The sequence below is a fragment of the Kitasatospora sp. NPDC096147 genome, from assembly GCF_044763225.1.
Taxonomy (GTDB): Bacteria; Actinomycetota; Actinomycetes; order Streptomycetales; family Streptomycetaceae; genus Kitasatospora.
Genome location: NZ_JBIWFX010000004.1, coordinates 506,988 through 514,957 on the forward strand (window position 1 = coordinate 506,988; position 7,970 = coordinate 514,957).

Below are 7,970 nucleotides of genomic sequence, written 5' to 3' on the forward strand. Positions count from 1 at the left end.
GGCGTGGCGGTGGAGCCCGGCTTCGGAGGGGTGGGCTTGGCGGTGGTGGGCTTCGTCGCGGCCGACGGTGGTGCGGTGGTTCGCGCGGCAGCCGGTGACGGCCCGCCGGCGTTCGGCACCGGACCCGGAGGTGGGGCTGTCGTCCCGTCCGGGCTCGGACTCGCGCTCGGGTCGGCGTCCGGCAGAGGCGGTGCGGTGGGCGGCGGTTCAGGGGAGGGTGGGTCGGAGGGGGAGGGGGACGACGCGGGCGAGGTGGCCGGGGAGCTGGTACCCGTGGGGGCCGGTTCGGCGACGCCCTCCGGGCCGGACAGCACCAGAGCGCCGGTCAGGGCGAGCAGGCCGGCGCCGGCCACGGCACCGAGGGCCAGCCGCGCGCGCCGGTGGTACTGCTGCCGCACCGGCGGTTCCTCGTCGTTTCCGTGCACGTCCGCCCTGCTCCCTGCCGTCGTCGCCGTTCGAACCGGCGGATGCTAGCAGGGAGCGCGCACGTACCGGTCAGGCCAGGGTGAGGAAGAGCTTCTCCAGCTCCGCCTCGGTGAGCGGCTGGGAGCCGTCCTCGGCCTCGCCGTTCAGGCACTGCCGCATGCCGCTGGCCACGATCTTGAAGCCGGCCCGGTCCAAGGCCCTGGAGACGGCCGCGAGTTGGGTCACCACGTCCTTGCAGTCACGACCCGCCTCGATCATCGCGATCACCCCGGCGAGCTGCCCCTGGGCGCGGCGCAGCCGGTTCAGGACGGCCGCCTGGGCCTCTTCTTCCACCTTCACCGGGCTCCTCCTCCGTGCGGCGGCTTGGGCCGTCCAGGATACCCCAGCGGGTATCACGGTCGGAGGGGGTGGACACGCACTCGCGTCCACCCCCTCCGACGCCGGGATCACTCACCCAGGCCCGGGATGTTCGGGAACAGGTCGAGGAAGGGCTGCGCCGTGACCGACAGGCCCCGGCCGAAGGGGTTGTCGAAGTCCCAGATCAGGAAGAGCAGGAAGGCGATCAGCGCGCTGAACGCGGCGGCCAGGAACAACTCCCGTCCGGAGCGCCGGATCTGGAGGGTGAAGAGCAGGCCGACGGTGACCACCGCACCCGCCACCAGACCGAACCAGACCACGCCCGGCATGGTCGGGCCGGCGTTCTGGCCCCGGGAGTTGCGGGCTTCGTCGGCGGCGGCGATCCGGTCCACCATCGGCTGGTAGTTCTGGTTCTCCAGCTCGGTCTGCGGGGTGCGCTCGGTGACGGTGCGGCGCAGTTCGGCCAGCTTCTCGGTGCCCTCGGGGGAGAGCTCCTCGTGCTTCTCCATGTAGGACCACTCGGTGTTCACGATGTAGGAGACGTACGCGTCCACCTCGCTGCGCACCTTGTCGCGGTCTGCGTCCGGCAGCACCTCGGCCCGGGCACTCACCTCGTGCAGCGACTGGGCCTCGCGCAGCGCGTCGGCCTGGGCCGAGCCCCGGGCCTCCCAGACGCCGGCGATGGCCAGGCCGAGCACGATCGCGTAGACCACGCCGATCATCATCGTCATGTACTCGATGACGTCCGGGGTTTCGGACGGGTCGTCGTCCTCGCCGACGCGCCGTTGTCGTAGGACCACGACGGCCAGCACCACGGCGCAGACCGCTGCCATGGCGATGACGAGGGCCACCCACTCGGACATGTGGGAACTCCAATTCGGTGACCGGGACGGGCGTCCCGGTGGGGGTGGGTCGAGGGATTGCGGGTGGTGCGGGGTGGTGGCGCGGGGTCAGCGGGCCGTGGGGCCCGCCGGGAGGGTCAGCGTCGGCCCCGGCCGCCGCTGCCGCCGCCGCGCGGGCGCATCGCGGCGGCCGCCAGGACGGCGGGGACGGTGACCAGCAGCACCGTCCGGGTGGTCGGCATGGTGCGCCGCTCGGGCGGCTCGGCCACCGGTGGTGGCGGAGGCTTGTAGAACGAGGGCTTGGGCGCCGGTGGCTTGGGCACCGGAGGCGGCGTCGGGGCCGGTGGCGGGGTGGGTGACGGTGGCGGGGTGGGCGTCGGAGTGGGGCGGCGCGGGGGTGGCGGCGGGGGCACCACCGCGCGGGGCGGGCTGGGGGTCGGGGTGACCTTCGGCGGCGGTGAGGGCGGCGGTGGCGGCGGCGGTGTGGGCTTCGGAGGCGTCGGCGTCGGGCTGGGCGGAGGCGACGGCTTCGGGGTGGGGGACGGGGTCGGCGTCGGGCTGGGCTTGGGCGTCGGGCTGGGTGAGGGCTTCGGGGTCGGTGTGGGGGTCGGCTTGGGAGTCGGCTTGGGGCACGGGTGGTGATGGTGGTGGCCGTGGTCCTTGCCGTTCCCGTGCCGGTCGTCCCCGGTGCCGAACTCGAACGCGAAGCCGCTCTCCACCTCCACGGGGGAGAGACCGATCTCGATCCGGTGGCACCAGCCGAAGTGCAGCCCGTGGTCGTGCGAGTCCCCGCTGCGGGAGGCGCCCGGGGCGGCTCCCGCCAGGGTGAAGCAGAGCGTGGTCGCGCCCAGCACGGCGGCGGCTCGTCGGAGCAGCCGGCTGCGGGGTGCCGTAGGGGAAGAGTCGCTCACGTGGGAGATCACCGAGCGACCTGGCGGACAGGTTCTCCGGTTGGCCACTGAATACCTCGAAAGGGCTAACGTATGGTCAGAACGTCTGATCACGAACCGACGTAGGGAACGCCGCAGAGGGGTCCGGATGACCGGGGCCACCCGAACCCCTCCGCGCGCGAGGGGTGTTCAGCCTCTGCGGAGCAGCTCCAGCACGCGGGCGGCGGAGGTGCCCAGCCCGGTCGGGGCGCCGAGCAGGGGGCCGCTCGGACGGGAGGCCGGGGTGGCGGTCGGGGTGGCGGGCGGCGCGAACCGCCGCAGCATCGAGGGCTCGTCGTAGCGGTGGCACTCCCGGTGCCACTTGAGGATGCCGTACATCCACTGCCGGAGCTCCTGAACGTACTCCTCCAGGGCCGCCCTGGTCTCCGGGGGCAGGCCCAACTGGTCGTGGAGAGACGGGATTTCGGTGTCGGCCAGGTGCACGAACTGGCGCATCCGCTCGGTCGTCAGGTCGTGCACGATGGCGATCGCCTGCTCCTGGTCACAGTCCAGGAAGTTCCGCACCACCACCACCGCGTTGTGCAGGTCGCCCTCGAACTGGGACTCCTTCTGGTGGGAGTACAGGTCGTTGACCAGCGTGCAGTAGTCGAAGGCCGCCGCCTCCAGCTCGGTCAGCGGCGAAGCCTCGAACACCTCGGCCGGGATGGCGTCCGTCCGGCCGAGCCGCAGCAGGCTCCGGGTGAGGTCGGAGCCGAAGGTCAGGCGGCGCATCTCGATGTAGTCCACCGGGTCCGGGATGCGGTTCTCGATCAGGTTGGCCGTCTCCCAGAGCCAGCTCTCCAGCATCCGGACCGTGCCGGTGCGGAAGTCGGCCCGCTCGGCCGGGTTCATCGATCCGGTCGTGCGCTGCCAGAGGTCGGCCAGGCCGAGCTCGGCCGGGTGCGGGCCGGGGGCGGCCGGGCCGCCGTCCAGCGGCATCATCGCCAGCAGCCGCTCGTGCATCAGCCTGGCGCCGGCCATGTCGTGGGTGCGGCCGTAGACCACGGGGTAGTAGTCGTCGATCCAGGTACCCCAGGCCAGCCAGGCGCTGATCAGGTCCAGGCCGTCGGCAGTGGCGTCCGGCTTCATGCCGGCCGAGCAGAGCGGGAAGTCGAAGTCGCGCAGGTCGCGCTCGCTCCACAGGCCACTGGCGGGCAGCTCGGGCACCGCCTCCAGCAGGCCCTGTCGGCGGCACCAGCGGACCAGCTCCTCGCGGGAGTGCTGGAGGTGCGGGCTCAGCCCGTTGCCGAACGGCATCAGGAACTCGGGCAGTTCGGCGACGCCGACCGGCTCGAAGGGGGTGTAGGCGAAGCTGCGCAGCCGGGTCGGCATGGTCCGGGCCACCGAGGCGAACAGCCGGGCGGCCGAGGTGCCGAGGCCCACCGGGCCGCCCAGCACGGCCAGTTCGGGCCCGAGGTCGGCCTCGGCGTTCATGTACCGGCTGGACCGCATGTGCCACTCGTGGCCGCCGGACTGCCAGTCCTGGAGGCCCTTGGCGTAGGCCAGCACGTCGGCGGCAGCCCGGGCGTCCAGGCCCCGGTCGGCCAGCAGGGCCGGCACCTCGGTCAGCGCGGTGTGCTCGAACTGCTGCAGCCGAGAGGTCAGCAGGTCGTTCACCCGCTCCGCCGCCTCCTGGGTGTCACAGCCCAGGAAGGTCTCCAACACCAGGATGCCGTTGGAGAGTTCGCCCTCTCCCTCGACCTCGCGCTGGTAGGAGAAGATGTCGTTGCGCAGGTGCACCGCGTCCGAGAAGGTGTCCCGGAGCACCTCCATCGGCCTGGTCGCGGCGATCTCGGCCGGCACCTCGGCCCCGACCGCGTGCTCGATCAGCCCGGCCGACCAGGGGGCGCCGCCGACCTTGCGGCGCATCGCGATGTACTCGATCGGGTTGGAGACCCGGCCCTTGTCGATGTTGGACAGCTCCCACATCGACTCGTTGAGCAGCTCCCTGGTGGCGATGGCGAACCGTTTCCGCCAGTCCGCCGACATGACCGGGACGGACCGGGCCCAGAGGTCCGCCAGGCCGGCCTCCACCGCGTTGGTCGGCTCGGGGTACCCCTGCGCGTCGTCCAGCGGCATGAAGGCGGCCAGCCGGTCGAGGTAGGCCTGGCCGCCCGCCAGGTCCCGGGTGCGCTTGTAGATGTCCAGGAAGTGGTCGTCGAAGAAGAAGACCCAGACGTACCAGTCGGTGATCAGGCCCAACTCGGCGGCGTCGCAGTCGGGGTGGGTGTACGCGCAGAGCAGCGCGTAGTCGTGCCGGTCGAAGTCGTCCTCGTCCCAGATCCCGGAGCCCTCGATCATCACCATCTCGCGGGCCCAGGCCTTGGAGTGGGTGCGGGCGCTCTCCAGGTGGGGGTTGAGCCGGGCCGGGTACGGCATGTAGAAGTCCGGCAGTCGGAAGGGTTGCGCCGCCATCGGTGCCAAGCCTTTCGGAGGTGTGCGCTGCTGCTGAGGGGTGGGGGCTCGTGCGGGCGGTGGCTCGTGGGGACGGTGGACGGGGACTTGGGCGACACGGTGCTGGGCGGACCGGAGGAATCCGGCCCGCCCAGCACCCCGCTACGTGAGACGACGGTCAGTCGCGGCCGTGCGAGATCTGGACGTTCTCCAGGACACCCAGGGCGTCCGGCACCAGGACGGCGGCGGAGTAGTAGGCGGTGACCAGGTAGTTGATGATGGCCTTCTCGTCGATGCCCATGAAGCGGACCGACAGGCTCGGCTGGTACTCGTCCGGGATGCCGGTCTGGTGCAGGCCGATCACGCCCTGCTCGGCCTCGCCGACCCGGAGCGCGATGATCGAGCTGGTGCGCTCCTTGGTCACCGGGATCTTGTTGACCGGCAGGATCGGGACGCCGCGCCAGGCGGCCACCTTGGAGCCGTGCAGGTCCACGTGGTCCGGGTACAGGCCGCGGGCGTTGAACTCGCGGCCGATCGCCGCGATGGTGCGCGGGTGGGCCAGCAGGAAGTGGGTGTCCCGGCGCATCGAGAGCAGCTCGTCCAGGTCGTCCGGGGTGGGGGCGCCGGAGTGGGCCTGGATGCGCTGCTTGAAGTCGGCGTTGTTGAGCAGGCCGAACTCCGGGTTGTTGATGAGCTCGTGCTCCTGGCGCTCCTTCAGCGCCTCGATGGTCAGGCGGAGCTGCTGCTCGGTCTGGTTCATCGGCTGGTTGTAGAGGTCGGCGACCCGGGTGTGCACCCGCAGCACGGTCTGGGCCACGCTCAGCTCGTACTCGCGCGGCTTGAGGTCGTAGTCCACGAAGGTGCCCGGCAGCTCGACCTCGCCCCAGTGGCCGGCCGAGAGGGCGATCTCCGCCTCGCCCAGCTCGTTCTGCCGCTGCTGCGGGAGGGTGAGGAACTCGGCCAGGTGGGCCTGGAGTTCGGGCGACTGGTCCAGCACGGCCTGGAAGTCGGCCCGGCTCAGGGTGAGCAGGGTGCCGTTGGTCGCGGCGGTGACGGTGTAGTCCCAGAGGGCGTCCTGCTCGGTCAGCGCCTGCTCGCCGAACCGGTCGCCGTCGGCCAGCACGCCGAGCTGGGTGGGCGCGTCGTAGGCGTCCAGACCGGCCCGGGCGACCTTGCCGTGTGCCAGCAGGTGCAGCTGGGTGATCGGCTCACCGAGCTCGGCCAGCACCTCGCCGGCCCGGAACTCCCGCTGCACGCAGCGGTCGGCCAGCGCGGTCAGCACGTCCTGGCCCTCGAAGCCGCGCAGCAGGGCCAGCTCGCCCAGCTCGCCCGGGATCACCCGGACCTCGGAGCCGGTCTTCACGAAGTCGATCCGGCCGTCGCCGACGGTGTAGGTCAGACGGCGGTTGACCCGGAAGGCACCGCCCGAGGTCTGGACCCAGGGGAGCACCTTGAGCAGCCAGCGGGAGGTGATCTCCTGCATCTGCGGTGCGGACTTGGTCGTGGTGGCGAGATTGCGGGCGGCGGCGGTGCCGAGGCTGAGCTGCTTCTCCGGTGCCTGGGAGTTCGTGTTCTCCAGGCCTGCGTCCACGGACATCTGCCGGGTCTCCTTCATAGTGGCTCGGCGGACGCCCTGCCATCACTGACAGGTCGTCAAAGTATGTGAATAACACCGGGCTTGGAGTCGCCGGTCGATCGTCCGGCCTGCCCCACCCCGACCTCTGACGACACTAGATCCACATCGGCCGACCGGGTCGGGCACTGTCTCCGGACTCCCCCGAACGAGTGAATCACCGGACTGGTCCGATCATCGTGTGCTCGGATCTGCTCACGGTCGTGCCCGAACGGAAGCCGCCCGCCCCCGTGAGGACGGGGAGCGGGCGGCTTCCGGGGGCGTGCGGGGGCGCGGACCGCGGACGGGCGGTCAGCTGCCGATGTGCAGCCAGCCGTCCGGGTCGGCGGCCAGGCCGTGGTGCAGGTCGGTCAGGGCGGTCCGAAGGGCACGGGTGACCGGGCCGGCCGTGCCGTCACCGATCACCCAGTCGCCGTCCCGGTCACGGACCAGACCGACCGGGGTGACCACGGCGGCGGTGCCGCAGGCGAACACCTCGGTGACGGTGCCGTCCGCGCACTCCCGGCGCCACTGCTCCAGCGAGATCCGCTCCTCGCCGGTGCGGTAGCCGAGCCGCTCGGCGAGCGCCAGCAGCGAGTTGCGGGTGACGCCGGGGAGCAGGGTGCCGGTCAGCTGAGGGGTGATCACCTGGGCGTCGGCACCGCTGCCGCGCACCAGGAACATGTTCATCCCGCCCATCTCCTCGATGTAGGTGCGCTCCAACGCGTCCAGCCAGACCACCTGCTGGCAGCCGAGCGCCTCGGCCTCGCGCTGGGCGACGAAGGAGGGCGCGTAGTTGCCGGCGATCTTCACGTTGCCCGTGCCGCCCGGGAAGGCCCGGACGTAGTCGTGGCTGACGTGCACCGAGACGGTCTGGGTGTTGTCGCCGAAGAAGCCGCCGGCCACGAAGGCCATCAGCAGGAAGCGGTAGGTGCGGGACGGACGGAGCATCAGCGAGGTGTCGGTGCCGAAGATCATCGGCCGGATGTAGATGCTGTGCGAGGGGTCGTCGGAGAGCTGGCCCTGGTCGGCCTCGATCAGCTGGTCGATGACGGAGACGAAGGTCTCCACCGGGAGCTCCGGGATGGCCAGCCGTGCGCAGGAGCGCTGGAAGCGGAGCGCGTGGTCCCGGGAGCGCCAGGTGCCGACGGTGCCGTCCGCTCGGCGGTGCGCCTTCAGGCCCTCGAAGGCGACCTGGCCGTAGTGCAGGCCGATCATCGCGGGGTGGATGGAGAGGTTCTCCAGCGGGCCGAGCTCGGGGGCCGACCAGCCGTCCTGCTCGTTCCAGTCCATCGAGATCATGTGCGCGGTGAAGGACTCGCCGTGGCCGGGGTTGGTGATGACCTGGGCGGTGGGCTCGACGATGGTGGTCATGGTGGTCTCCTCTGGGGTCTCGGGTCTCGGGGTCGG

The 7,970-nt window shown here is 71.6% G+C and carries 6 protein-coding genes; all 6 read right to left on the minus strand.

What is annotated here, in order from left to right; translation table 11 throughout:
- Positions 1–495: 495 nt before the first annotated feature.
- Positions 496–765: a metal-sensitive transcriptional regulator gene (locus ACIRBX_RS16490; RefSeq protein WP_402297269.1), complete on the minus strand. Its 270-nt coding sequence runs from the start codon at positions 763–765 to the stop codon at positions 496–498.
- A gap of 107 nt (positions 766–872) precedes the next feature.
- Entirely contained in the window at positions 873–1,646 is a 774-nt protein-coding gene (locus tag ACIRBX_RS16495) for a hypothetical protein (RefSeq protein ID WP_402297271.1), read from the minus strand.
- A gap of 116 nt (positions 1,647–1,762) precedes the next feature.
- Entirely contained in the window at positions 1,763–2,536 is a 774-nt protein-coding gene (locus ACIRBX_RS16500; RefSeq protein WP_402297273.1) for a hypothetical protein, read from the minus strand.
- 168 nt (positions 2,537–2,704) lie between these two features.
- Positions 2,705–4,969, minus strand: a complete 2,265-nt coding sequence (locus ACIRBX_RS16505) for a germacradienol/geosmin synthase (protein WP_402297274.1) — start codon at positions 4,967–4,969, stop codon at positions 2,705–2,707.
- 157 nt (positions 4,970–5,126) lie between these two features.
- On the minus strand, positions 5,127–6,545 hold the full coding sequence (locus tag ACIRBX_RS16510) for a family 2B encapsulin nanocompartment shell protein (protein ID WP_402297276.1): 1,419 nt from the start codon (positions 6,543–6,545) through the stop codon (positions 5,127–5,129).
- Positions 6,546–6,872: 327 nt separating this feature from the next.
- Entirely contained in the window at positions 6,873–7,934 is a 1,062-nt protein-coding gene (locus ACIRBX_RS16515) for a branched-chain amino acid aminotransferase (RefSeq protein WP_402297278.1), read from the minus strand.
- Positions 7,935–7,970: the final 36 nt, after the last annotated feature.

What these genes read in the sequence shown, in the direction of transcription:
- ACIRBX_RS16495 (WP_402297271.1), bottom strand. Translation starts at nt 1,646, where the DNA reads ATGTCCGAGTGGGTGGCCCTCGTCATCGCCATGGCAGCGGTCTGCGCC.
- ACIRBX_RS16505 (WP_402297274.1), bottom strand. Translation starts at nt 4,969, where the DNA reads ATGGCGGCGCAACCCTTCCGACTGCCGGACTTCTACATGCCGTACCCG.
- ACIRBX_RS16510 (WP_402297276.1), bottom strand. Translation starts at nt 6,545, where the DNA reads ATGTCCGTGGACGCAGGCCTGGAGAACACGAACTCCCAGGCACCGGAG.
- ACIRBX_RS16515 (WP_402297278.1), bottom strand. Translation starts at nt 7,934, where the DNA reads ATGACCACCATCGTCGAGCCCACCGCCCAGGTCATCACCAACCCCGGC.